This window comes from Sphingosinicella sp. BN140058, assembly GCF_004135585.1.
Lineage (GTDB): Bacteria > Pseudomonadota > Alphaproteobacteria > Sphingomonadales > Sphingomonadaceae > Allosphingosinicella.
Genome location: NZ_CP035501.1, coordinates 4,224,342 through 4,249,124 on the forward strand (window position 1 = coordinate 4,224,342; position 24,783 = coordinate 4,249,124).

Here is a 24,783-nt window from a genome sequence, read left to right on the forward strand (position 1 = left end):
TCAGATGCGGTCGGTCAGTGACGCATAATAGCCTTCGAAGCCGCGCCGTTTCTTCAGCACCGTCTCGAGATATTCGCCGAGCACGGCGCGGTCCTGCACCGGATCCTTGATCACCGCCCCGATCATGTTGCTCGCCAGCGTATCCGGCGTGAGAAGGCCGTCGTTGAAGAAAACGGCCTCGCTGATGCCGCCGACCATGACCCCGATCGCTTCCGCGGTGGAGAGGCCTCCGGACGGTGTCTTCAGCGCGATCTTGCCGTCCTCGGTAGAACCGGAGCGCAGTTCGCGGAAGATCGACACCACGCGGGCGACTTCGTCGGCGACGTTCCTTGGGGCTGGAAGATCGAGGTTGGCGGCCATCTCACCGACCCGTTTGACGATGATCGCCACCTCCTCGGCGGCGCTGTCGGGCAGCGGCAGAACGACGACGTTGAACCGGCGCTTCAGCGCCGAGGAGAGTTCGTTGACGCCTTTGTCGCGGTTGTTGGCGGTGGCGATGATGTTGAAGCCGCGCTCGGCATAGACCGAGGTGTTAAGCTCCGGGATCGGCATCATCTTCTCGGACAGGACGGTGATCAGCGTGTCCTGCACGTCGCTGCCCATCCGGCTCAATTCCTCGAGGCGGCAGAGCTTCCCGGTCTCCATCGCCCGCATCAGCGGCGTCGGCACCAGCGCCTCCCGGCTCGGGCCGTGCGCGAGCAATCGGGCGTAGTTCCAGCCATAGCGGATCTGGTTCTCGTCGGTCCCGGCGGTGCATTGCACGACCAAGGTCGAGTCGCCGGCGATGGCGGCGGCGAGATGCTCCGAGACCCAGGACTTTGCGGTGCCGGGAACGCCGAGCAGCAACAGCGCGCGATCGGTCGCAAGGGTCGCCACCGCGGTTTCGATCAGCCGGCGATCGCCGACAAATTTCGGCGAGACGGGGCTGCCGTCCGGCGCGGTGCCGCCCATCAGATAGGCGACGACGGACCGCGGCGACAATGCCCATCCGGCCGGCTTTCGCCCGTCGTCGCCGGCCGCCAATGCGGCGAGTTCCGCCCGATATTGTTCTTCGGCGGGTTGCCGCAATTTGTCGGTCATTCGGTCACTCCATTGTCGTCGAGCCCGGCATTGAGCCGTACCATGTCGAGTGTCGGGTCGGCGGAAAGCATGCCCGCGCGCGTAAGCCTCTCCAGGGCATGCTGCGCCGCGGCGCGCGAGGCGACCAGGCCCAATGCGTGCAGCTCGGCCGCGGCGGCAGCGCGCGTGCCGGAATCCTCGCTGGCGATCTGCCCGAGCAGGGCCGCGCCGGCTGGCGTGCGCAGAGGATCGTCGATTCGGCAGGCGCCGGCGCCGAGCGCTGCCGCGGCCGCGAAGCTGCCGCCGCGCGCCGTGAGGAACCGCCCGGCCACTGCGCCGCGGGCGGCCGGTGAAAGCCGCGGCAGCAATGCGACGAGGCTGCCATGGTGCGTGGCGGGATTCTCGCTGAGGACGGTGCAGACGGCGTCGACAATCGCATCCGATGCCGAGCCGGCGATCATCGTCGCGAAGCCGTTGTCGGCCTGTTCGTCCAAGCCCCATTGCCACAGCGCCAGCAACCCGTCCGGCTCTGCGCCGAGCGCGGCGGCGAAGGACGGGAAGTCGATTCGTGCGAGCAATTCGTGGCGGCGTTGCCGCTGCGCGGCTGTTTTGAGCGCTCGGGGTGCGAGCACTTTGGCCCGGCGCAGAAAGCCCTTGGTCTCGATGCTGAAGAAATCGGCAAGCTCAGCTGCCTCTTCGCCGGCGTCGCCGCGGGCACCGAGACGCGCCAGCAGGGAGGCGGCGAGTGCCTTCACTTTCGGCGCGCGATCGCCGAGCAGGTTTTCGAGCAACGGCTGATCATCGAGCGAGAGACGCTGGCCCAGCACGGCCACCAGCCGCAGTCGCGAGTCCGCGGGCTCGCCGGCCAGCCGGGAGACGAGCAGAGCGCGTGCGGCGTCCGGATCGCTCCGTCGCAGAGCGTGCAGCGCCGCGGCGCGACCGGCGGGGCCGTAATCCTGCCAACTCTCCTCTGACAAAGGTTGGCCGGAGCGTCGCCCGGCATCGCTCCCGCCCGCCAGAGCGGCCCAGTCGCGCCAGCCGGCATAAACGTCCGGAACGTCCTCGTCGTTCGCGCCCGGCATCCAATCGCCCGGGTGCATCGTCCACCCTCGGGTGGCAAGGAAGTCGAGCAGTTGGCGCCACTGCCCGTCGTGGCGCTGGTTGATCAGCAGCCGGCGGGCGAGGGGCCGCAGCGCTTCCGCGATCGGCGGCAGCGAAGGCCTGGGCAGATCGGGCAGACAGGTGAGGTCGGACGCCGGCTCCGCCACGGTCAGCGCCCCGAGCAACTGGCCGGCAAGCGCCAGCAAGGCGAGCTCCGGCTCGGCACCGCTGGCGAGGATCGCCTCGCGGAGCTCGTCCGGCGCAGAGGCCGTGGCCGCACCGCCTGTCGTCCACCGGGTGAGCACCGGTCCGAGCGCCTGCTGGGTGACATCAATCACGTGCGCCGAGCCTCCCCCACGGCGTCGCCGCCGCGAGCAGGGTCAGGCGACCGTTCGACCAGAGCGCCGCGGCGGCGTCCAAAGCGGTGCCGAGCAACGGACGCGGCACCGCATCCGCCAGCGGCAGGGTCGTGCCGTCCGCAGCCCGCCACCAGAGCGCTCCGGCAGCATCGGCCGCAAGACGTCCGGCCGGAAGCAGGACGGGAGACTCGATCGCCCAGGGCTGGTCGAGCAGCGGCGCCATAAGCTGCGGGCCGATCTCGTCGATCGGGCGTGGCCAAGGTGCCGCCGCGGCCTCGGCGGGTCCGGGTGTGCGGCCGAGCAGAATGGCACGCACCGGGAGAGCGGCGGGATAGAAAACGAGCTCGCCTGCGAAGCGTTCGCCGGGCGTGAACACAGAGGCACGCCGGCCTGCCGTGGCCGGATGAAAATCGAGCAGCATCGCAAATGCGGGGCCGCCAGTCTCGAGATTGAGGAGCCAGGTGGCCTGCGACACCAGGCCATCGCGGCGCGTTTCGACGAGCTCGGCGAGCACTTCCCAAGTGCTCGTCACCCGCATCGCAGCCGGGTCCGCGAGCAGCGTCTCGCGCGGCTCGGTGGTGGCGACCGCCCGGCGGATCTCCGGGTCCCGCGGTCGCGCCCGGAACGCCCGCGCGAGCAGCACCAGCTTGCCGAGCTCCACCACGGCGCCCCGCACCCGCTCGCCCATCGGCAAGGCGAGCAGGCGCGCCGGCAGCTCGTCCAGACGCCCTGCCAGGGCGGCCGCCTTGCCGTCGACCATTCGCGCGGCGATCCGCCGGCACCGCGCAGTGGCATCGTCGATGAAGGCGCCGAGCCCGAGGCGCAGTTGGTCGCCGATCCATTGTTCGAGTGCGTCGAGCGCATCGAGGATCGCCTGCTGCGTCTCTTCCGTACGCTTGGCGGCTGCGGCCTCTCGTCGGACAGCGGCTTGCGGATCCGCCATCTCTGCTTTGGGAGCGCGGGCCGCTTCAAGGTCCTTCGGGGCGCTCGGCTCGCCGGTGGCGTGCCGGCCCGCACCGCCGCCACGCCGACGGCCCAGCCAATCGCTGACCCAATCGGGCGTCTCCGTCTCCGCGAAGGGTACGATCCTCTCGGCGTTCAGCCACAGCAGGGCAAGCACATGCTTGCACGGGAATTTGCGCGACGGGCACGTGCATTTGTTGCCGAGATCGCGCAGGTCCGCCATCACCCGATAGGGGTTCGCGCCCGATCCGGCGCACTGGCCCCAGATCAGGGCACCGTCGGAGCTCGCCCCCACGGCGGACCATTTGCCGGCTTTGGCGAGCCCGGCAGCAGCCTTCAGCGACGCCTGATCGGTCGCAAGCTGCTCCACCGCTCTAAGATCGATTGCCACTCTGTCCCGCCCCCGGAAGGCCGCCAGCTTAGGCGAAGCCCGGCAAAGCTCAAGAGGGCGATCTCCGGCCGCAGCGCCAAATCACTATGCAAATACTATGGAGATGGGCGGCTTCCGATCTCGAACCCCAACGGTGGGGCGGCCTAATTGACGTCCCTCACCACGCGCCGGTCCTCGGCGCGGATCTGGGGGAAGTCAGATGCATATCCGTTGGGGCGCCGTGCCCGCTCTTGTCGCCGCCACCGCCGGACCGGCCTTCGCGCAAGCGGCCGATCCGGCTCAGCCTTTTACCGTTGGCGGATCGGCCGCGATCCTGTCCGATTATCGCCTTCGCGGCGTCTCGCAGACCGACGAGGACATGGCCGTTCAGGCCGGGGTGACGCTCGCCCATCGAAGCGGCGCCTATGCCGGCGCCTGGGCTTCGAACCTGTCGGGCTGGGGGACGTTCGGCGGCGCCAACATGGAGCTCGATCTCATCGGCGGCTATCGGCGGCCGCTCGGTGCCAACGGCACGATCGACGTCGGCCTGACCTGGTACATGTATCCGGGCGGCGCCGACGAGAGCGATTACGCCGAACCCTATGTGAAAGTGTCGGGCACACGCGGCCCGTTCGGCCTCACCGCGGGCGTCGCTTACGCGCCGCCGCAGCAGGCGCTCGGCCGCTGGTACGAGAGCGGCGCGTCGGCGGCTGCCGGCCTCTATGACGATCCCGGCGACAAGGAGGACAATCTCTACCTGTGGGGCGACGGGGCGCTGAAGCTCGCCGGCACGCCGCTCAGCCTCAAGGCGCATGTCGGCCGCTCCGAGGGCAATCGCGGCCTCGGCCCCAATGCGACCAGTGCGGCCCCGACCGGGACCTATTGGGACTGGTCGCTCGGCGTCGACGCGGCGTGGAGGAACCTTACGCTCAACCTCTCCTACGTCGACACCGACATCGGCCGCCGGGAGGCGGCCTTGCTCCAGCCGAGCTTCAGCCGCGGCCAGGATGGAGCCGGATCGATCGCCGACCCGGCGCTCGTCGCCTCGCTCACCGCCAGCTTCTGAGGAGGGGATCATGCAAGACCTGCTCTGGCTCGCGATCCTGCTCGGCCTTGCCGCACTGACGCTCGCTTATGTGCGCCTCGTTGATCAGGCCTGAGGTGACGCGATGACCCTCGATCTCTGGCTCGCCGCGATCACCGCGCTCGGACTGCTCGCCTATCTGGTGGCGGTGCTCGTCCGCCCCGAACGCTTCTGAAAGGAGCGGGACATCATGACATTCCAGGGCTGGATCCTGATCCTCGCCTTCACCGGCACCTTGCTGGCGCTGGCCAAGCCGATCGGGCTGTGGCTGTTCGCACTTTACGAGGGCCGCCGCACGCCCCTTCACGCAATCCTTGGCCCCCTGGAGCGCGGCTTCTACCGCCTGTCCGGGATCGATCCCTCGGCAGAGCAGGGCTGGCGCCGTTACGCCGTTCACATGCTCGTCTTCAACCTCGCGCTTGCTCTGTTCACGTTCGCGGTGCTGCGCCTGCAGGGCGTGCTGCCCGGCAACCCGCAGGCGCTGCCGGCGGTCGGTCCGCATCTCGCCTTCAACACCGCGATCAGCTTTACCGCCAACACCAATTGGCAGAGCTATGCCGGCGAATCGACGATGTCGAACCTCAGCCAGATGCTCGGCCTCACCATTCACAATTTCCTGTCGGCCGAGACGGGCATTGCGCTCGCTTTCGCCCTGTTCCGCGGCTTTGCCCGGCGCTCGGCCGGAACGATCGGCAATTTCTGGGCCGACCTTACCCGCATCACCCTCTACCTTCTGCTGCCGCTGTCGATCGCGCTCGCCATTTTCTACATGGCGAGCGGCGTGCCGCAGACGCTCGCCGGCAGCGTCGAGGTCAGCACGCTGGAAGGCGCGCGGCAGACGATCGCGCTCGGCCCGGTTGCCTCGCAGGAAGCGATCAAGTTGCTTGGCACCAATGGCGGCGGCTTTTTCAACGCCAACTCTGCGCATCCGTTCGAGAATCCGACGGCGCTCACCAATTTCGTGCAGATGGTCTCGATCCTGGTGATCGGCCTCGGCCTCGCTTTCGCCTTCGGCAAGGCGGTCGGCGACACCCGTCAGGGCTGGGCGATCCTCGCCGCGATGATGATCCTGTTCCTCGTCGGCACCGGCCTCACCTATTGGGCGGAAGCGGCGGGCAATCCCGTTCTCCACCAGCTCGGCGTCGCCGGCGGCAACATGGAAGGCAAGGAGGTACGCTTCGGCATCGCGGCGTCGGCCCTCTACGCCGTCGTCACCACCGCCGCCTCCTGCGGCGCGGTCAATGCGATGCACGACAGCTTCACCGCGCTCGGCGACCTGGTGCCCCTGTTCAACATGCAATTGGGCGAGGTCGTGATCGGCGGCGTCGGCGCCGGCATCTACGGCTTCCTGCTGTTCGCGATCCTGGCCGTGTTCGTCGCCGGGCTGATGGTCGGCCGCACGCCCGAATATGTCGGCAAGAAGATCGAATCGCGCGAGGTCAAGCTGGCGGTGCTCGCGATCGCGATCCTGCCGCTGATCATTCTCGGCTTCACCGCGATCGCCTCCGTGACTGCCGCGGGGCTTGCGGGGCCGCTCAACAAGGGTCCGCACGGCTTTTCGGAAATCCTCTACGCCTTCACCAGCGCGGTCGCCAACAACGGCTCGGCCTTCGCCGGGCTCACCGCCAACACGCCTTTCTACAATTGTCTGCTCGGCGTCGCGATGTGGCTCGGCCGCTTCTTCATCATCGTGCCGATGCTGGCGATCGCCGGCAGCCTCGCTGCGAAAAGCTATACGCCGGCCGGGGCAGGGTCCTTTCCGACCACCGGCGGCCTGTGGGTCGGCCTGCTGGTCGGGATCATCCTGATCCTGGGCGGCCTCACCTTCCTGCCGAGCCTCGCGCTCGGTCCCATCGCCGATCATCTCGCGATGATCCGCGGCCAGCTGTTCTGAGGAGGGGCGACATGGCACGCGCCACCACGAATTCCCTGTTCACCGCCGATCTTCTCCTGCCCGCGATCGGGGGCGCCTTTCGCAAGCTTGATCCGAGGGAGCTCGTCCGCAATCCGGTGATGTTCGTTACCGCCTGCGTCGCTCTGCTGCTGCTCGTCCTGCTGATCTTCGGCAGCGACCCGCTCGCCACCGGCTTCAAGCTCCAGCTGGTCGTCTGGCTGTGGCTGACCGTCCTGTTCGGTACCTTCGCCGAGGCCCTCGCCGAGGGCCGCGGCAAGGCCCAGGCGGCGAGCCTGCGCGCGACCAAGGCGGAGCTTACCGCCCGGCGCCTGCGCGACGGCGGCAGCGAGCAGGTCGCCGCCGGCCAGCTTCGCGCCGGCGACCTCGTGCGCGTCACTGCAGGCGATCTTATCCCCGCCGACGGAGAGGTGATCGACGGGATCGCCAGCGTCAACGAGGCGGCGATCACCGGCGAGAGCGCCCCCGTCATCCGCGAGGCGGGCGGCGACCGCTCCGCCGTCACGGCAGGCACGCGGGTGATTTCGGACGCGATCACGGTCCGGGTCACCGTCGATCCGGGCCAGGGCTTCCTCGACCGGATGATCGCTTTGGTCGAGGGCGCCGAGCGGCAGAAGACTCCGAACGAGATCGCGCTCACCATCCTGCTCGTCGGCCTCACCATCATCTTCCTGATCGCGGTCGCCACTATTCCCGCGTTCGCCAGTTTCGCCGGCGGCAGCATTCCGGTCGCGATCCTCGCCGCTCTGCTGATCACCCTGATCCCGACCACGATCGCGGCCTTGCTGTCGGCGATCGGCATCGCCGGCATGGACCGTCTCGTCCGCTTCAACGTGCTCGCCAAATCGGGGCGGGCGGTGGAAGCGGCCGGTGACATTGACGTGCTGCTGCTCGACAAGACCGGTACGATCACGATCGGCGACCGCCAGGCGTCGGATTTCCGCGCCGTCGCCGGCGTTGAAAGCAGCGTTCTGGCCGAGGCGGCGTTGCTCGCAAGCCTTGCCGACGAGACACCCGAGGGACGCTCGATCGTGCTGCTCGCCCGCGGAAGTTTCGGGATCGCCCAGGACCTCTTGCCGGACGGCGCCGAAGTGATCCCGTTCACCGCCCAGACCCGGCTTTCCGGAGTTCGTCTGGGCGAGACGCTGATCGAGAAGGGCGCGGTCGATTCGGTGCTCAAGGCCAATCCGGAGGCCGCGGCGAGCGCCGCCGCCACCGAACTGCGCCGGATCACCGACGAGATCGCGCGCGCCGGCGGCACCCCGCTGGCGGTGGCGAAAGACGGGCGGCTGCTCGGCGCGATCCTGCTCAAGGATGTGGTCAAGGCCGGCATCCGCGAGCGCTTCGGGGAGCTGCGGGCGATGGGCATCCGCACGGTGATGATCACCGGCGACAATCCGCTCACTGCCGCGGCGATCGCCGCCGAGGCTGGGGTCGACGATTTCCTCGCCCAGGCGACTCCGGAGGACAAATTGGCGCTGATCCGCAAGGAACAGCAGGAGGGCCGGCTGGTCGCGATGTGCGGCGACGGCACCAACGACGCACCCGCGCTCGCCCAGGCCGATGTCGGCGTGGCGATGAACACCGGCACCCAGGCCGCCCGCGAGGCCGGCAACATGGTCGATCTCGACAGCGATCCGACCAAGCTGATCGAGGTCGTCGGGCTCGGCAAGCAATTGCTGATGACTCGGGGGGCGCTCACCACCTTTTCGGTGGCGAACGACGTCGCCAAATATTTCGCGATCATCCCGGCGATGTTCGTCGCCCTCTATCCCGGGCTCGGCCTGCTCAATGTGATGGGTCTCGCCTCGCCCGAGAGCGCGATCCTGTCGGCGATCATCTTCAACGCCCTGATCATCCCGATGCTGGTGCCGCTGGCGCTGAAGGGGGTGGCCTACAAGCCGATGGGTGCCGGGCCTTTGCTCGCCCGCAATCTCGCCGTCTACGGCCTCGGCGGCCTCATCGCGCCGTTCGTCGGTATCAAGATCATCGACCTGGCCGTGAACGGCCTCGGTCTCGCCTGAGGAGCCTTTTTATGGGTCAAGATTTCACCTCGTCGCTGCGTCCGGCGCTCACCATGACGTTCCTGTTCGCGCTGCTGCTCGGAATCCTCTATCCGCTCGCCATGACCGGTGTCGGACAGACGATCTTCCCTGCGCAGGCCAATGGCAGCCTCGTGCGCGGTACCGGCGGCCGGATCGTCGGCTCGGCGCTGATCGGCCAGAGTTTCGCCGCGCCCGGTTACTTTCATGGTCGGCCGTCGGCGGCGGGTGCGGGCTATGACGGCCTCGCCTCATCCGGCTCCAATCTCGGCCCCGCGTCGCAGGCGCTTGCCGACCGTGTCCGCGCCGACCTCGGATCGGCGGGTGCGCCGGTGCCTGCCGATCTCGTCACCGCGAGCGGCTCCGGTCTCGATCCGCACCTGTCGCCCGAGGCGGCGCTCGCGCAGGCGGGACGGGTCGCTGCCGCCCGCGGCCTGCCGGAAGGGCAGCTGCGCGAACTGGTCGCGCGCCGGACGGAGCGGCCGCTGTTCGGCCTGCTCGGCGAGCCGCGGGTCAACGTGCTCGCGCTCAACCAGGCCTTGGACGACCTGCACCCTTGACCGATCGCGACCGCCCCGAACCCGAGGTCTTTCTGCGCCAGGCGGCGCAGGAGGGCCGCGGCCGTCTCAAGATCTTCCTCGGCGCCGCCCCCGGCGTCGGCAAGACCCATGAGATGCTGTCCGAAGGGGCGGCGCGGAAGCGGAGCGGGGTCGACGTTGTCATCGGCGTCGTCGAGACCCACGGCCGCGCCGAGACGGAGGCGCTGGCCCAGCCGCTCGAAACCTTGTTACGCCGCAGGGTCGACTATCAGGGGCGATCGCTGGACGAGATGGATCTCGATGCGCTGCTCGAAAGGCGGCCGGCCCTGGCGCTGGTCGACGAGCTCGCCCACACCAACGCCCCCGGCAGCCGCCACCCCAAGCGCTACCAGGACGTCGAGGAACTGCTCGCCGCTGGGATCGACGTCTATTCGACGCTCAACATCCAGCATGTCGAAAGTCTCAACGACGTCGTCGCCTCCTTCACCCGGGTGCGGGTGCGCGAGACGGTGCCGGATTCGGTGCTCGAACAGGCCGAGATCGAGGTTGTCGATATTCCGCCCGACGAGCTGATCGAGCGGCTGCGCGACGGCAAGGTCTATCTTCCCGAAGAGGCGACCCGGGCGCTCGCCCACTTCTTCTCCAAGTCCAATCTGTCGGCGCTGCGCGAGCTGGCGCTGCGCCGGGCGGCCCAGGCGGTGGATGCGCAGATGCTCGACCATCTGCGCGCCAATGCGCTCGGCGGCACCTGGGCCGGCGGCGAGCGGATCCTGATCGCCGTCAGCGAATTGCCCGGTGCCGAGGAACTCGTCCGCGCCGCCAAACGCATCGCCGATTCGGTCCACGCGCCCTGGGCGGCGATCCACGTCGAGACTCCACGCACCCGCCAGCTCGGCCCCGCGGACCACCGCCGCATCGCCGATTGCCTCGCGCTCGCCACCCGGCTCGGCGCGACCGTCGCGTCGGTGCCGGCCCGCTCGGTGGTCGCCGGTATCAAGACCTATGCGGCGGATTCGCGCGCCACCCAGATCGTCGTCGGCAAATCGGCGCGCTCGCGCTGGTTCGAGCTGCGCCACGGCTCCGTCGTCGATCGCCTGGTGCGCGAGACTCCGGGCGTCGCGGTGCACGTGCTGCCGATGGAGCGTGCCGCTACGCCGCCGTCGCGGCCGATGCGGGGAAGCTGGGGCCGCCGCAGCGGCTATGCCTGGACGGCGCTGATGGTCGCCGGAGTCACCGCCGTCGCGTCCGGACTGTTCCACGTCCTCGATCTCGGCAACGTCGCTTTGCTCTACCTGCTGCCGGTAATGGCCGCGGCAAGCCTGTTCGGCCTGCGTACGGGCCTGTTCGCCGGGCTCGCCTCCAGCCTCGCCTACAATTTCTTCTTTCTGCCGCCGACAGGCACGCTGACCGTCAACAATCCCGAAAACATCGTGTCGATCTTCGTACTGCTCGCCGTCGCGGTGGTGACCAGCCAGCTCACCTCGCGAGTCCGTGCCCAGGCCGATCTCGCCACCGCCAGCGCCCGCACCAACGCCGCGCTCGCCGGTTACCTGCGCCAGCTGACCGCGCTCGCCGACCCGCAGGATGTCGGCAAGGCCGCCTGCCTCGAGATTGCGCGCCTGTTCGACGCCCGCGTGGTTCTGCTCGAGTCGACCGCGGCCGGCCTTGCGGTGCAGGCGAGCAGCGCGCCGGGCGATCGGCTGGAGACGATGGAGCTCGCCGCCGCCCAGTGGGTGCTCGACCGCGGCGAGCCGGCGGGGCGGGGCACCGGCACCCTGGCCGCCTCCGACTGGCAGTTCCAGCCGCTCCGCGCCGGCGACCGCGTGCTCGCCGTGCTCGGCATCGCCCGCGACGACAACCGCGATCCGGTTCGCTCGGATCAGCTGCCGTTGCTCGCCAGCCTGCTCGATCAGACCTCGCTTGCGCTGGAGCGGCTTCGGCTGGAGGGGCAGATGCGCGACGTCGATGCGGTGCGCGAGCGGGATCGGCTGCGCGCGGCTTTGCTCTCGTCGGTCAGCCACGATCTTCGCACTCCGCTGACGTCGGTGCTTGCCGCCGCCGGCGAGCTGCGCCGCCGGATCGACGATCCGTTGCTGGAGACGGTGGAGAGCGAGGCGTTGCGGCTCAACCGCTTCGTCGCCAATCTGCTCGACATGGCACGGGTCGAAGCCGGCGCGATCCGGCTCCGGCTGGAGCCGGTCGATCTCACCGATGCGGTCGGCGCCGCCGTCCATGATGCGCGCCGCTCGCTGGAGCAGCACGACATCGTGCTCGAGGTGCCACCGACATTCCCGCTGGTCGAGGCCGATCCCCAGCTCTTCCACCATATCCTGCTCAACCTGCTCGACAATGCCGGCCGCTACGCCGATCCGGGTTCGCCGATCACCGTCCGCGCCGAGCGGCGTCACGACGGCCTCAGCCTGTCGGTGATCGACGAGGGGCCTGGCCTGCCGCCGGGCCGCGAGCCCGAGATGTTCGAGACCTTTCGCCGCCTCGAAGGCTCGGATCGTTCGGCCGGCGGCACCGGCCTCGGCCTCGCCATCGTCAAGGGCTTTGCCGAAGCGATGGGCATGACGGTGGCGGCGGCCAATCGGGAAGATCGCCCCGGTGCACGTTTCAGCATTCACGTGCCCGAGCGTCTGCTGGTGCGCGGATCCGATCAGGGGCTGGAGGAATGAGCGGACATCGGATTCTGATCGTCGACGACGAGCTGCCGATCCGGCGGCTGCTGCAGGCGACGCTCGTGCGCGGCGGCTATCAGCCGCTGGAGGCGATCAATGCGGCGGAGGCGCTGGCCGAGGCGCGTGCCGCGCGCCCGGATGCGATCCTGCTCGATCTGGGGCTGCCCGATCGCGATGGGCTGGAAATCGTGCCGCTGCTGCGCAAGGACAGCAATGCGCCGATCCTGGTGATCTCGGCCCGCGACGCGACCGATCAGAAGGTCGCCGCGCTCGATCTCGGCGCCGACGATTACGTCACCAAGCCGTTCGACAGCGAGGAAGTGCTCGCCCGTCTTCGCGCCGCTTTGCGCCAGCGCGTGCTGGCCCAGGGCACGCCGGTGGTGGTTCGTGCCGCCGGCGTCGCCGTCGATCTTCCCAATCGCACCGTCAGTCGGGACGGCGCCGAGATCCATCTCACCCGCAAGGAGTTCGCGGTGCTGGAGCAGCTGGCGCTCAGCCCCGGGCGGGTCGTCACCCACCAGCGCGTACTCGCCGCCGCCTGGCCGCACGAGGTCGATCACCGCATTGACTATCTCCGCATCGTCGTCCGCAACCTTCGCCAGAAACTCGAAGCCGATCCGGCCCGGCCGGCACTGATCGTCAACGAGCTCGGCATCGGCTACCGGCTGCTCGCCGACGGCTGATCCGCGGCACCTTCTGGGGTCCGTGAATCAAGCGAACAGGGCAAGCGCGTCGGAGTCGCTCAGCCCGGAGAACCCGCCGGCGTTGCCGTCCCAGAGCGCATCGGCAAAGCCCTGCTTGCGGGTTTGCAATACCAGCATCTTTTCCTCGATCGTGCCATCGGCGATCAGGCTGTGGACGAAGACCGGCTGCGACTGGCGATCCGATGCGCGCGACCGATCGCCTGCGCCTCGACTACCGGAGGGTGCATCTCGCACATTGCATGGCGGCGTTCTGCGCCGACTGCGGCGGTGTCCCACCCTATGGTGCACCCCGCCGACCGGCCTAGGGGCGGCAGGCTTCGACTCGGTCGCGTCGGAGTCGAGCGGCTCTATCGAAGCGTCGCGCGTCGCGCAGGCAGGGTGCTTTGCCGTCGTGAGACCTTTGCATCGACAGGATGCGAGCCGGTCGAGGTGATTGAAGTGTTACGGCGGTCAAAGCCGATGATCGTCGTGCTCTTCGTCCGCGATTTCGCGCCATTTGCAATTTCTTTTGGTAGTTCATACTGTCTAACATAAGATCAACTGCTTAATATAGATAAGCTGGATCTAAAAGAAATCCTGGCAATGTGGGATTGATAATGCGCAAGGCATTTACGATAAATGTAAAATACCAAGTTGGTCAACGAAACAACTACTCGAAGTATGTTTTAGCGCTGTGAATTTATGACTTGAGCAATGGTCCATTTCGGAGCTTGTTCCTGGCCGATTGTGTCGGCGGAGCGGAGATCATGGATATCGCGCATGCTGAAGGTCCGATAAGCTGAGAATCATGATACTGCCTTGAAATTGGGCAGGATATCCAAATCCGTGCCGGCACATGTGTGTCGGTGCATCGACGTGGGGGTAAAGCATCTTGGCGGGTTCGGAGCGCGTGCGACGGCGTCAGTAAGTGCGCGCCATCACTATCATCTAGAGAGAGCAGAGCGGACAGACGCCGAACGGCGTGTTTTCGATAGAGAAATGCTGTCTGCTTCAGATGTCGAGATATCTCTCGGCACAGAAGCGGCTTGTGCTCTGTAAATCGGAAGTCTCTAGTCGATCGCACTAAATTCATATTTCGACTAGTAGCCAGTTGACTCTTGATTGCCGCTTTAGAATACTTGCGGCGGATCCAGGCAAAGAATGGATCTGGGGGTCTCAAATAGGGGGCTTCCTGTTGTCAGCTAAGCAGGAAAGGTTTAGTTATGTTTAACTTCACCAAAGACGCCGCACGAACCAGCATCAAGTCGGGCACCAGCTTCGGCCTGAATTCCTCGCTTCCGCGTTGGGGTGTGGCTTTCGATTCGAATCATTACTTGCTGATCTACCCGACCGTAGCTGGCGAGTAAGGTGCTGGCGGGGGCAATTCGTTGTCCCCGCCACATTTTCAATACTGCGGTGGGGCGACAGTATCATGCTTAGTTCATGGTTGCGAAAGCGATCGATCTCGATGGCTGCCGATCGATGCTGTGGTTGGCTCCTGGCTCAGCAATCGCTCTTCAGGCTGGACGCGCCTGACCCGGGGCAGCGAGTTCTTGGGAACGATGTGCCTTGGCGGGTGAAGCCGATCATGGAACTGGCATTTTTCCTGCTGATCATGATCAGGCAGGATGTCGCGTTCAAGAGTCGGCGCCGGCTTGTCGAATTCGTTCTTGAGGAGGCCCGGCGTTTCGACTGGCACGAGTTGGCGCGCTTCGATCCATCGTCGGGATCGCCGCTCTCGTTGGTTGCCGACTTCTTCGAAGTCAACGGTGCGCCGCCACCCTTCGAACCCGCATTCTTCGACATGCTTATCGACTTCGGGTTCTTCGACGGCATGGACCGGCTGCCGTATCGCGAGCTGGAATTCGGCTACGCGATCGCCCGTCTCCACAAGATCGACGTGATGCCGGAACTACTGGAGGCGTTTGGCCGCACCGCGTTCGGGCGCCAGCATTCGCTTCCCCGCTATTCGCTCGATGATACCTACTCGCTTACGCACGCCCTCTTCTATGTGACCGATGTCGGGTTGCGGCCGGCCGCAAGCTGGGCCGGAAAGTCGGACGCTCTGCGGCTGCAGAAGACGCTGATCGCGCTGATCACGATGATGGTCCGCGCCGATCACGGCGATGTGCTTGGCGAACTCCTCATCTGCTGGATCATGTGCGGCTTCGTTGCCACTGCTGCGGAGCAATTGGTGGTGGATGCCGGAATGAACCGCATGCTGTCGCTCATCGTTCCCGAAGGCGCGGTGCCGCCAACGACGTCGGTTCGGAACCGGCTGTTGGAAGGCAGGGCCGACTTCGCGGAAATCTACCACACCACCCTCGTCGCCTCGATCCTCTTCCGCCTTGCTGGAGCGGGCCGATGAGCCTTGCGCCGCTCCATGAACGCTGTTTGCTCCGCGTAAGCGACCTTCTTGCGGACTTTGGCACCCGCCCGGGCACCGATGGATTGATGAGCGTCACCGCCGTGGTCGAATTGGTGCAGACGCTTCCGCGGCATGCCGGCTTGCGGGCGATCAGAGCTTCGATCGCGAGATCGGCTCTCGATTGGACCCGGTCGGGACTGCTGGCGAACATCCTCGTTTCGAGAACCGACTATAGTTATGCAATTGCAATGCTGCTCGCATTGGCGAGCGAGGCCGACGATTTCGTGCCGGCGGATGTTGATGAACTAGCCAATCTGTACGCCGGCAGGGTGATCGGCTTCAGCGAGCTTCCGATCCTGACCTTGCGCGCCATTGCCCTCCATCTGGGGACGGCGGGCGTCGCCACGCACGACGCGGATACGCTGCCGGTCGAGATCCGGAAGCTGATCGACAAGCGCGCGCTTCGCACCCGAACCGACGAATATGACGTGATCACGCTGATGATGGCTGCCCAGATCCTGTCGGCCCAGGCAAGCGAGACTTCGGCATGGCCCTCGATCTTTCCCCGGCTAATGCTGACCAAGGCGATCCGCGACGGAGATCTGAATTGGATCGCCGTCCTCGCCCTGCTGGCACAGCAGCTTTATGGTGCGCCCGAGCCGCTGCTGGGCGCTGCGCGATCCCTGCTCGTCGGCATTGCCGCCGACGATCTTCTTCCGATGCCCGCTCGAAACGTTCTCTACAGCGAGTTCTTCGAACGATCCGATGTCGGCCTCAGGCTGCGCAGCACGATAGCCTGCCTGATATTTCTGCAGGAGGATGCACTTTGATCGAAGACTGCCTCATCACGGGTACGCAACGCGCCGTGACCCTGAAGTATCTCGGCGGCTTCCGCGACAAGCCCGATCTGTTTCCGCTGGCCTGCTTTGCCCGCGCCTGCCTGCTCCTCGCCACAGCCGAGAGCGCCGATGCCGAGCAAGCCTGTGAGGAAGCGGAGGCGATGGCCCGGACAGTGCTTGGTCACCCGAACGCGAATAGTCTGCAGCTCGATCCGCTCCTGCTGGTCTCGCACTTCGAGATGCTGGCAAATGCCGGGTGCGAAACGCCGCAGATGCGCGAACTCGTTCAATTGATCGCAGACGAGGTGGCGCAGCTGCCGCCGGACGTGCGGTCGAGCGGGCGGGCCGGCCAGCTCGTCAGGCTGCTGGCGAACCACGGCTTCGCGCCCGGCTCTGGTGGAGCCCCAGGCACCCAGCCTCTTCCCGCCGATGAATTCCTGCTGCTGCAATCGAGCGACGCCATCCAGGAGTTGATCGAGCAACTTAGCGGCACGTCCGTCATCCTGTCGCAAATCACCGCCGAGTTGCTTTCGCTGATCGCCCTCTCCGAACTGCGCGATTACCGGCTCGACTGCGGCATCAGAATCCTGCGTTTCCTGATCGACGCGGGTTGGAACAACATCTACCTGGCAGAAGCGATCCGCTTCGTAGCCTTGCAGCGTACCGTCGCGGGAACCTACGGGTTCGTCAATCCGCTGGTCCAAGATGAGCTTGATGGCGAGCGACGGGATAGCGGGCTGCACCTGCCCAACACCTTGAACGCAGTCTGGCTTTTCAAGGTGGTCGCCGATCGCGCACGATCGGCCGATGCGCATTCGCCGCGCAGCGCGGTGGCGGTATGAGCCATTATGCCGACCTTGCGCGGTTCGCGCGGCCATTCAGGACGCAATATCTGATCGCTGCCGTGCTTCTAGCGGCGGGGACCGTCTGTATCCTGGTGCTGCCGCAGCGCGTCAGCGACTTCATAGCCGATTTGCCTCGAACCAGCGGGCCCCACGACTCCGGTGGCCTTCTTGCAATCGGTGTCCAGATCCTCGCCCTGGCGCTGGGCCAGGCGGCGCTCGCGGCCCTGTATACCTATATCGTCTCGATCGTCAGCGAGCGGGTCGGGGTCGAGCTCAGGGCAAGATTCTTCAACCGGCTGATGCGGCAGACACTCGCCGATGATGCCGGCCAGCAAGCGGGTGCCAAGGCTTCGGAATTCATATCCGATCTGGCGATCATCCAGTCCGCCTATGGCGATACCGCTGTGTCGTTCGTGCGGCACATCCTATTCACGATCGGTGCACTCATCGCCATGTTCCTGGTCGACGTCAGAATGGCCGCGACCACTCTCATAAGCACGGCGGTGGTCGCCGGCGTGATCGGACTGTTCGTTGCCTGGCTGTCGCGGTCACTCGTGCGCATGCAGGTCGAGCGGTCTCGCGTGGTCGCGTCGCTTCTCGAGGCCGCGGGCAACCGCTACGTCATCCAGGCATTTCGCAAGGAAGCCTATTTCCAGGCCCTGTTCGACGCCACCCTTGATCGCGCCTTCCGGATCATCAGGCAGTACCAGCGAATCGCTGTCCTCATCAATCCGGTCGCCTTCGTCATTCTCTCGATCGCGGTGTCGGTGATCGTTCTCGTCGGCGTTGAGCAAGTCGCTGCCGGCCGGATGCGCGGAACAGAGATCGTCACCTTCCTGACCTATGCGGTGATTCTCGTTGCCGCGATCTCGCAGGCAGGCATGACCGCAGGGCAGTTGCGGCAGGCGCAGCTCATGTATCGCAAGCACGAGAAGATGCTTCAAGACGATCCTGTGGTCGCAGCCGCGTCCGATCCGAGCCCGCCGTCCGATGTCGTCGACATGGCTGCGGGGTATCGGTTCCACGATGTGGATTACACTTATCCGGGTTCAGCGGTGCCGGCCCTGAGAGACGTAAGCTTTTTCGTTCCGGCGGGTCGGACCACCGCATTGATCGGGGAAAGCGGATCCGGGAAGAGCACGGTGGCAGCCCTGCTGATGGGCTTGTTGCGGCCCCAGCGGGGCCGCATCGACAGGGGCGATCAACCCGGCCTCGGCATCGGGATCGTGCCGCAGGAACCGTTTCTGTTCCGTGCGACGATTGCCGACAATATTCGCTTCGGCCGTGCGGAGATTGATGAAGCAGCGATCCGGCGCAGCGCCCAGGCTGCGCAGATCAACGATCACATCATGCAATTGCCCGATCGTTTCCAGCACATGGTGTCGGAGGACGGCGACAATCTATCGCGCGGGCAACAGCAGAGGATCGCCCTGGCGCGCGCACTTGCAGGCCGGCCGGGAACGCTGGTTCTCGACGAGGCCACTGCCTCGCTGGACGTCGCGAGCGAGCGCGCGATCGGTGTCGCGCTGAAGAATCTCCGCGGGCAAACGACCATTGTCGTGATCGCCCACCAGGGAAGTCTGATCGACGATGTCGACCATCTCGTCGTGATGAAGGCGGGGCGTGTCGTCTTCGAAGGTTCGCCGGCCGACTGGCGGTTGAACGGCAATAACAGCTTCGTGGAACATGCCGGGCTCCGGCTGGCGGAGCGCCGCATGACGGACGCTGCGATGCCGGCCGCGCGATCCCTCGGCTGACCCGGTTCTCGCGGTTGCGCCGATGATCTCCGACATCGCTCCCGCTCCTGGACGCCGCCGGCCGGCCCGTGATCATTTTGACTTGGTCTGGATCGCGTTCGTCGGCGCAGTCTACCTCGCCGGCACCTACGCCCTGTTCCGTCTCGGCATCATTCAGACCTACGGGATCTCCGAACGCCTCGATACGGGTTATGCACTTCTGATCGTCAACCAATCCTGCCCGATCCTGGCGGCGACGGCCGGCCTGCTGCTGATCGGGGTACTGGACCGCTGGCTTACCGTTTTGCTCGGAAAAGGCGGCTTGGTTGCCCATCCGGTTGCAGGCCCCGCTGCAGTCTGCGTTGCCGCGGCCATCCTGGCGCTGCTTTTCACGGGTGCCACCATGGCCTCTTTCTGGGCTGCGGATGGAGGCGCCGGTGCACGCAGCACATGGCGCGGCGGCACCGATGTGTGGACCGGCTTCGTCACCGATCTGTTCCTCGTATTCGTGTTCCTGCAGTTTCTGCACGCGCTCACCCGGCGCTGGCCGATGACCGCCTTCCTCTTCGTCCTCTATGCAGCGGCCGTGATTGCGGCCGGTCCCTATGTCGATGCAAGGCTGTTCGGGTTCGGCAGCACGCCCAACCTGATGCTGACGTTCGCCACCCGACACGCCGTCGGCCTTGAGGCCGCCTGGCTTTTCCGCGGTTATTGGGCCTTGGCGGCAGTGGCCATGGTGTGTCTGCTCGCCGGCCTGGACGATCGGACCACGTCCATGTTGCGCGGCTTACGCCATGCCGAGCGCCGCGGGCGGGCGCGGCTCTTCGCCCTGGTTCCCGCCCTGGGCGCGGTAATCGCCATGTGCTGGGTCGCCGCAGACCTTCGCAATGCCACGGCGGTCGTCGAGCGCACTTATGCGGAGCGGGACCTGGGGCGCTCCGGGCTGATCGAGGAACCGGATCGACGGCCGACAGCGGTCGCGGCAAAGGTCGCGATCGACGCCCGCCAGGCCGGTGCGGGCATTCGGGTCGACGGGGTGATGCTCGTCAGAAACGACGGTGCTTCCCCGCTCCATAGCTTGCTGTTCGAAAAGGCACCTGTGCTGCGCATCGTTTCCGCGCATCTTGCCGATCCCGGCCAGGGACGGGTCGAGAGCGATGCGCGCCGCATCGCGGTGCGGATGACGAGGCCGCTGAGACCAGGCGCGACGGCACTGTTGCGCTATCGGGGATTGCTCGCGCCGGTAAACCGGCTGGATGTGCTCGCGCGTAGCGTGGTCATGCCCGACGCTTTCGTCCTGACGACTGCGATGTTCCTTCCCTTGCCGCGCAAAGCCTCATGCATGACCGACCAGCCGACTGGGTGCGCCGGCGAGAATTATCAGCTTTCCGACCGCTTGTACGGCACGATCAGCGTTCGCGCTCCGGCCGGACTGCAGATCGCGTCCGCCGGTCTGGGCGGCGGCGCCTTTCGCGGATCCCAATGGCAGGCGGCGATCCCGCCTGCCGCCTTGTCCAACCTTCTGATCGCCGCCGGCCGGTTCCGGATCGCGCGCCTCACGGATCCGGGAACCGGATTGATCCGCACTGCTTATGCAGCACCATATTCGCTCGTGTCTCCGGGCTGCGTTGCGCGCTACGCCAGTGACGAGATCGGCGCGTATTCGCGCCTCTGGCGCCCGCTTCCGCCAACCGCTTTCGACATCATCGAGACTCCCAACCACCTGAACCAGACCTCGGCCTTTTACGGCGCCGCGGCGATCAGCGAGCGGTACCTGCGACCGTCGGCCGACTGCCTGACGGTGGGAACGCGCCTGGTCCTATCGCATGAAATCGCGCACCAATGGTGGGGATATTCGCTCGTGCCGGAGAAGAAGCCGGGAGCGCCGCTTGTGCTGGAATCGTTTGCCCAGGCCGCCGCCCTCGCGCGACTCGAGCAGCGCCGAATTCTCTCGACATCCCAGATTTCGGCCCTGCTGAAGGATTTGACCGCGCCGCTGCTGCAGGACAGGGGCGCCGCCCCGCCGCTAAGCGGCCTCGTGCAGACCGACGAGCGTGCCTATTATGAAGGGCCGATGGTCTTGCTTGGCGCGGCAGGCAACAGCCGGCAGATGCTCGATGCGTTCGGTATCGTGCTGCGCGACGAAGCCCGACAAGCCGCCCCGGCCTCTGATCCCGCGCAGGTCATCGATCACATCATTCGTTCTGCGCCGCCTGCGGCCCGGCCAGCGATCAGGGCCGGGTTGCAGTGACTGGTTTCCGCGAGGCCCATTCACGGTGCTGGCAAGATGTTCCTGCCGGCTGGCAGACGTTGCAAACGATCCGGGCGACGGCCGGTCGCTGCATGGATACTTCCGGGCGAGAAGGCACAGCATGACCGATCTCAAGGCCGTCAATCTTTGCAAATCCTATGGGCGCAAGCAGGTTCTCTCCGGTTTCAGCGCCGACTTTCCGACAGGCCTGACGCTCCTGGTCGGGCCGTCGGGGGGCGGGAAGTCGACTCTGACGCGTCTGCTCGCCACGGCCGAGCCTCCGGATCGGGGTCAGCTGTCGTGGGGCGGGGCGGCATTGCCCGGGGCAAAGCGATCGCTGCGCCGGTCGCTTGGCTACGCACCCCAATCGGTCGATCTGCCCGGTGACATCAGTGCGCGCCGATTTGCTCGCCACATGGCGGCGCTCAAGGGCTTGCGGTTAGCGGAAGCCGACCTGCAGTTCCTCCACCTCGCCGCCACTCTCAATCTCGACCAGGATCTGGAAGTCCCATTATCGGGCTGGTCAGGCGGCATGCGACGGCGCCTCATCTTCGCCCAGGCGCTGCTCGGCGATCCGGCGCTGATCGTTCTCGACGAGCCGACCGCCGAGCTGGATGCCGAATCGGCCACCCGCGTCGAAGCCGCATTGATCGAGCGCAGCCATTCGGCGACGATCGTGATGGCCACCCATCAGCCGGAGCGACTGACCGATCACGCCGTAGCGACGCTACGGATCGGCGGGATGGAGGCATGAGTGCCGCGGCCGCAACCGCTCGGCTGAATTGGGGCCGATATCTGAACAGCCGGGGCATCTGGTTGCTGATGCTGGTCGCGCCGATCGGTGCGCGCTTCTGGGTGCCGCGCGAAGACGGCACGGCCATGGCGGTCGCGGTGGACGGTCGTCTGCCCGTGATGACGCCGGCGGTGGTCGGGCTTTCGCTTGGGGTGGTCGTAGCGACGAGCTTTCTGCCGATCGCCTGGGCCTATCTGCGCCGAAACGTGACGAACGTTCGTGCGTGGCAGACGGAGGATGTCGCGGCCGCGTCATCGGTCGAGCAGACGCTGGGCCGGTTTGCCGCGGATATTGCCGTCCTTGCGTTGATGCTTGCGGCACTCACTGCGGCAGGGTGCTTGCTCGCCTGGCAAACCGACGACGGCGGCTCGCCTTGGGTCGTTGCCGTGACGATCTGGCTGATCGGATTTCCGCCTCTCGTAGTGCTCGCGGGGCTCCGCGCCCTGGTGGATTCCTGCAACCTGACGCGCGGCGCGCTCGGCGACGTGCTGTTCGCCGTCATCTGGCTGGTCTCGCTGGCGACCCCGCTTGCTGCCGGCGTTCGCGGCACCGGCACGATCGACGGCCTCCGTGATTTCGCAGGGTTCGTGCGGCCGCTTTCATCCGGCGAGGTGGGGGCCAACCACCGCTTGGCAGTGGGTGTCTTTCCAGTCAGCTCCGGCCGTGTCCCGGTTGATGTCGTCGCCGGTCTCCGTTCGAATGGCTACGTGACTTCACGCCTCGTCTGGTGCACGATCGGGATCGGGCTCGCCGCGGTGGCGGGGCTGCTTTACCGCTCGCCGAAAGCGGCCAGCCAAAAGGCACCCAAGCGCTCATCGGGGGGTGCTCCGGGCCGCGCTGCAGCAATGGCGCGGCGATCGGCGCAACCGTGGCTCGGCAGCCTCAGGAGCGAGGCTGAGGGCATGGTGGGTGGTCGTCGCATGCTGCTGGTGCTCGCGTCGCTCGCCGCAGCCGGAGCATTGCTCGACTATCGCCATTTCGTCAGTCCTGCGATCCTGCTGTGGCTGATCTTCGCAGTGCCGCGCGAAGCTGGTCGTTGGCAAAGTCTCTCGCTGCGAAGCTTGGCCCTTACCGCGGGCAGCGCCGCCTCCGGGAAGTGGTCCGCGTTCATTGCCGCCGGTGCCCTGATCCCGCTACTCCTGTCGCTTCCGGCTGCTGTGGGGCATGGCTCGGTCATTCCGATCCTGCTTGGCCTCGCCACTGGTGCGGCGGCCACGTCGATCGGGGCGGGACTTGCCATCGTCACGCGTTCGGCAGTCGTCCCCAGGCTGGCGCTGATGGTCCTCTGGTACGCCTACTTCGCGTCTTGAGCATCGCCGCGGGCCGCCTTTGTCTCGCCGTCTTCGCTTCGGCTCGGGGCCTCCAATTCAGCTGGAACCTAACGCAACCTGCCCCCTCGAATGCCGGTCCGGGCATTCGCGAGAAAGCGGCACGGCAGCCGCGGCCCGGCAAAACCAGAAGCTGTCGCGACTTCATCGCCACGGTAGAGGAAGATAGGATGGTTGCTCCGAACAGCGTCTTCTACTTGGACCGGCCGCCCGCAGGAGAGAGGGGGGCAAGCAGCTCGACATCGTTAGTGCCTGCATCCGGCGCCCTTTGCTAAGGCAAAATCGTCGCCATCGATCTTCCCAATCACACTGTCACCCGGGACGGCGCGAGATCCATCTCACCCGCAAGGAGTTCGCGGTGCTGGAGCAACTCGCGCTCAGCCCTGACTCGTCCGGCATCGGCTACCGGCCGCTCGCAGACGGCTGATCCGCCTGTGCGCGGCTCTCCGCTTGAGTGTTGCTTCGGCACCGCCGCTAAGGGGCTGCTGGAGCCCGCAGGACGAATGGATACGACTTCCGGCACTTCCGTCATTGAGACGCCGGCCCTGGCATCCCAAGTGACCGGCCATGTCACAAGGGGTTTGCGGATGGTGGATGGAATAACAGGGCGCGTCGCCGACGCTGTGGAGGCGGATGCCGGCGATCGCGCCGTGTGGAGCGGCATTGGCGCGCTCGCGCTGGCCGTGTTCGGGTTGGTCATGGCCGAGTTCCTGCCGGCAAGCGTGCTGACGCCGATGGCGCGCGATCTGGCGGTGTCGCTCGGCGCCGCCGGCCAGGCGGTGACCGCAACGGCGGTGGTCGGCGCTTTCGCCGCGATTCTGGTGCCGGTGCTGACCGGCGCATGGGATCGGCGGGCGGTGCTGCTGGGTTTGCTGGCTTTGCTCTGCCTGTCGAACCTGCTGACCGCGCTGGCCGGAAGCCTCGCCGCCTTGCTCATCGCCCGTGTGCTGCTCGGGGTGGCGCTCGGCGGCTTCTGGTCGATGGCGGCGGCGACCGCGATGCGGCTGGTACCGATGGCGGCGCTCGGGCGGGCGATGGCGATCGTTTTCACCGGAGTCACGGTGGCCACCGTCTCGGCGGCGCCCGTCGGCGCGATGATCGGTGATCTGCTGAGCTGGCGCGCGGCTTTCTGGCTGGCGGGGGCAGTGAGCCTGCTCGCTTTGGCCTGCGTCGCACTTACCATTCCGAAGCTGGCGCCGACCGGAACGGCCGATCTCGCCGGCCTGGCGGACGTCATCGCGCGTCGGCCGGTGCGCTGGGCGCTTGCCGCCGTGCTGCTCATCGTTTCGGGCCACTTCGCGGCCTTCACCTACATCCGGCCCGTGCTGGAGCGGGTCACGAATTTGGACGTGCCGGCGATCTCGCTGGCGCTGCTGCTGTTCGGCGGCGCCGGCTTTCTCGGCAACATCGCCGGCGGTCTGATGACGTCGCGCGATCCCAGGCTTTCGGTCACGGCGGGTGCGTTGGCGATGGCTGCCGCTATGGCGACGCTGCTCGTCCTCGGTGCAGCGCCGGTCGCGGCGATGTCTGCGCTGACCCTATGGGGAGCGGGCTTTGCGATGCTGCCGGTCGGATTTCAGGCCTGGGTCGCGGCCGAAACGGAGGACAAGGCGGAGCTTGGCGGCGGGGCGTTGACCGCCACCTTCCAGGTCGCGATCGCCGGCGGCGCGGTGTTCGGCGGGCTGCTCGTCGACCGCTTCGGCGTGCTCGGCGCGCAGGGTTATTGCGCAGTGACGGCGGCGATCGGATTGAGCCTGGTCGTGCGCCTGCGCCGTGCACCTCCGGCCCCTCATGCCGCTGTCTGCGCCTGTTCGGCCGCGTGAGCGGGCG

The 24,783-nt window shown here is 66.7% G+C and carries 18 protein-coding genes; 15 read left to right on the forward strand and 3 right to left on the reverse strand.

All coding sequences use genetic code 11. From position 1 onward, the window contains the following. The 3 genes from ETR14_RS18975 to ETR14_RS18985 are packed head-to-tail and all read right to left on the reverse strand — an operon-like array spanning position 1 to position 3,873. Positions 1-1,080, reverse strand: coding sequence for an AAA family ATPase (locus ETR14_RS18975; protein ID WP_129387526.1), 1,080 nt, complete (start codon positions 1,078-1,080; stop codon positions 1-3). Beyond that, positions 1,077-2,498 carry a DUF5691 domain-containing protein gene (locus ETR14_RS18980; RefSeq protein WP_129387528.1) on the reverse strand — a complete coding sequence of 474 codons (1,422 nt, stop codon included), beginning with the start codon at positions 2,496-2,498 and terminating at the stop codon, positions 1,077-1,079. Before ETR14_RS18980 ends, ETR14_RS18975 begins: the two co-directional genes overlap by 4 nt. Then, positions 2,491-3,873 carry an SWIM zinc finger family protein gene (locus tag ETR14_RS18985; RefSeq protein WP_129387531.1) on the reverse strand — a complete coding sequence of 461 codons (1,383 nt, stop codon included), beginning with the start codon at positions 3,871-3,873 and terminating at the stop codon, positions 2,491-2,493. Before ETR14_RS18985 ends, ETR14_RS18980 begins: the two co-directional genes overlap by 8 nt. Before the next feature lie 199 nt (positions 3,874-4,072). Here ETR14_RS18985 and ETR14_RS18990 point away from each other — a divergent pair, with 199 nt between their 5' ends. From ETR14_RS18990 to ETR14_RS19060, 15 genes are all read left to right on the forward strand, one after another. Then, on the forward strand, positions 4,073-4,918 hold the full coding sequence (locus ETR14_RS18990) for a TorF family putative porin (protein WP_129387534.1): 846 nt from the start codon (positions 4,073-4,075) through the stop codon (positions 4,916-4,918). A gap of 103 nt (positions 4,919-5,021) precedes the next feature. Then, positions 5,022-5,111: a K(+)-transporting ATPase subunit F gene (kdpF, locus tag ETR14_RS18995; RefSeq protein WP_129387537.1), complete on the forward strand. Its 90-nt coding sequence runs from the start codon at positions 5,022-5,024 to the stop codon at positions 5,109-5,111. Positions 5,112-5,126: 15 nt separating this feature from the next. After that, positions 5,127-6,830, forward strand: a complete 1,704-nt coding sequence (gene kdpA, locus ETR14_RS19000; RefSeq protein WP_129387540.1) for a potassium-transporting ATPase subunit KdpA — start codon at positions 5,127-5,129, stop codon at positions 6,828-6,830. Positions 6,831-6,841: 11 nt separating this feature from the next. Continuing rightward, on the forward strand, positions 6,842-8,872 hold the full coding sequence (gene kdpB, locus ETR14_RS19005) for a potassium-transporting ATPase subunit KdpB (protein ID WP_129387542.1): 2,031 nt from the start codon (positions 6,842-6,844) through the stop codon (positions 8,870-8,872). A gap of 11 nt (positions 8,873-8,883) precedes the next feature. After that, entirely contained in the window at positions 8,884-9,450 is a 567-nt protein-coding gene (gene kdpC / locus ETR14_RS19010) for a potassium-transporting ATPase subunit KdpC (RefSeq protein ID WP_129387544.1), read from the forward strand. Next, positions 9,447-12,107, forward strand: a complete 2,661-nt coding sequence (locus ETR14_RS19015) for a sensor histidine kinase KdpD (protein WP_129387547.1) — start codon at positions 9,447-9,449, stop codon at positions 12,105-12,107. Before kdpC ends, ETR14_RS19015 begins: the two co-directional genes overlap by 4 nt. Further along, positions 12,104-12,793 (forward strand): response regulator, encoded by a 690-nt coding sequence (locus ETR14_RS19020; protein WP_129387550.1) that lies wholly within the window; start codon positions 12,104-12,106, stop codon positions 12,791-12,793. Before ETR14_RS19015 ends, ETR14_RS19020 begins: the two co-directional genes overlap by 4 nt. A gap of 1,468 nt (positions 12,794-14,261) precedes the next feature. Further along, positions 14,262-15,161 carry a hypothetical protein gene (locus tag ETR14_RS19025; RefSeq protein WP_371416824.1) on the forward strand — a complete coding sequence of 300 codons (900 nt, stop codon included), beginning with the start codon at positions 14,262-14,264 and terminating at the stop codon, positions 15,159-15,161. A gap of 86 nt (positions 15,162-15,247) precedes the next feature. Next, a complete protein-coding gene (locus tag ETR14_RS19030) occupies positions 15,248-15,991 on the forward strand; it encodes a hypothetical protein (protein ID WP_129387556.1) in 744 nt (247 codons plus the stop codon). A gap of 35 nt (positions 15,992-16,026) precedes the next feature. After that, a complete protein-coding gene (locus tag ETR14_RS19035; protein ID WP_129387558.1) occupies positions 16,027-16,842 on the forward strand; it encodes a hypothetical protein in 816 nt (271 codons plus the stop codon). Next, positions 16,839-18,602: an ABC transporter ATP-binding protein gene (locus tag ETR14_RS19040; protein WP_129387560.1), complete on the forward strand. Its 1,764-nt coding sequence runs from the start codon at positions 16,839-16,841 to the stop codon at positions 18,600-18,602. Before ETR14_RS19035 ends, ETR14_RS19040 begins: the two co-directional genes overlap by 4 nt. 82 nt (positions 18,603-18,684) lie before the next feature. Beyond that, complete coding sequence (locus ETR14_RS19045; protein ID WP_129387563.1) at positions 18,685-20,832, forward strand: hypothetical protein; 2,148 nt, start codon at positions 18,685-18,687, stop codon at positions 20,830-20,832. A gap of 121 nt (positions 20,833-20,953) precedes the next feature. Beyond that, complete coding sequence (locus ETR14_RS19050; RefSeq protein ID WP_129387565.1) at positions 20,954-21,586, forward strand: ATP-binding cassette domain-containing protein; 633 nt, start codon at positions 20,954-20,956, stop codon at positions 21,584-21,586. Beyond that, entirely contained in the window at positions 21,583-22,935 is a 1,353-nt protein-coding gene (locus ETR14_RS19055) for a hypothetical protein (RefSeq protein ID WP_129387568.1), read from the forward strand. The genes ETR14_RS19050 and ETR14_RS19055 overlap by 4 nt, the downstream gene beginning before the upstream one ends. A gap of 605 nt (positions 22,936-23,540) precedes the next feature. Further along, a complete protein-coding gene (locus tag ETR14_RS19060) occupies positions 23,541-24,776 on the forward strand; it encodes an MFS transporter (protein ID WP_129387571.1) in 1,236 nt (411 codons plus the stop codon). The last annotated feature ends 7 nt before the right edge of the window (positions 24,777-24,783 follow it).

Bases quoted from the DNA above. Each gene is read 5' to 3' on its own strand.
- ETR14_RS18975 (WP_129387526.1), bottom strand. From the start codon at position 1,080: ATGACCGACAAATTGCGGCAACCCGCCGAAGAACAATATCGGGCGGAA.
- ETR14_RS18990 (WP_129387534.1), top strand. From the start codon at position 4,073: ATGCATATCCGTTGGGGCGCCGTGCCCGCTCTTGTCGCCGCCACCGCC.
- kdpF (WP_129387537.1), top strand. From the start codon at position 5,022: ATGACCCTCGATCTCTGGCTCGCCGCGATCACCGCGCTCGGACTGCTC.
- kdpA (WP_129387540.1), top strand. From the start codon at position 5,127: ATGACATTCCAGGGCTGGATCCTGATCCTCGCCTTCACCGGCACCTTG.
- kdpB (WP_129387542.1), top strand. From the start codon at position 6,842: ATGGCACGCGCCACCACGAATTCCCTGTTCACCGCCGATCTTCTCCTG.
- kdpC (WP_129387544.1), top strand. From the start codon at position 8,884: ATGGGTCAAGATTTCACCTCGTCGCTGCGTCCGGCGCTCACCATGACG.
- ETR14_RS19020 (WP_129387550.1), top strand. From the start codon at position 12,104: ATGAGCGGACATCGGATTCTGATCGTCGACGACGAGCTGCCGATCCGG.
- ETR14_RS19025 (WP_371416824.1), top strand. From the start codon at position 14,262: ATGGCTGCCGATCGATGCTGTGGTTGGCTCCTGGCTCAGCAATCGCTC.
- ETR14_RS19030 (WP_129387556.1), top strand. From the start codon at position 15,248: ATGAGCGTCACCGCCGTGGTCGAATTGGTGCAGACGCTTCCGCGGCAT.
- ETR14_RS19040 (WP_129387560.1), top strand. From the start codon at position 16,839: ATGAGCCATTATGCCGACCTTGCGCGGTTCGCGCGGCCATTCAGGACG.
- ETR14_RS19050 (WP_129387565.1), top strand. From the start codon at position 20,954: ATGACCGATCTCAAGGCCGTCAATCTTTGCAAATCCTATGGGCGCAAG.
- ETR14_RS19055 (WP_129387568.1), top strand. From the start codon at position 21,583: ATGAGTGCCGCGGCCGCAACCGCTCGGCTGAATTGGGGCCGATATCTG.
- ETR14_RS19060 (WP_129387571.1), top strand. From the start codon at position 23,541: ATGGTGGATGGAATAACAGGGCGCGTCGCCGACGCTGTGGAGGCGGAT.